The organism is Streptococcus sp. 714, from assembly GCF_013277115.1.
GTDB lineage: Bacteria > Bacillota > Bacilli > Lactobacillales > Streptococcaceae > Streptococcus.
The window spans coordinates 1-303 of sequence record NZ_VMMH01000012.1; the positions used below are offsets into that span (position 1 = coordinate 1).

Consider the following 303-nt stretch of genomic DNA (forward strand, 5'->3'; position numbering starts at 1 on the left):
GATTTTCGAAGAGTATTGGTATCTGATAAGCTTTTCTTTCATAGTTCTCTACTTTTTGATACTCAAAAGGGATGAGCTAGCTTCAGGTGTAGTTAATATACTCTTTATAAGTATTCGAAAAAATGGAATTTATCATAGTTTTGAAGAAAATGGGGATTTTATTTTTGTTGAAATATTATAATATAATAAATGCTTCAAATTCTGAAATATTCTGAAAATAATGGAAAATAATAAATAATAATTAATATAATTGACAAATCTGATTATATAAATTATAATGTTGAGTGTATGTGTATGTGTATG

The 303-nt window shown here is 23.8% G+C and carries 1 protein-coding gene; it reads left to right on the forward strand.

The features are described from left to right. Positions 1 to 181 (forward strand): hypothetical protein (locus tag HT718_RS09470; RefSeq protein ID WP_205380735.1); only part of this gene is annotated, 181 nt, incomplete at its 5' end. Positions 182 to 303 lie beyond the last annotated feature (122 nt).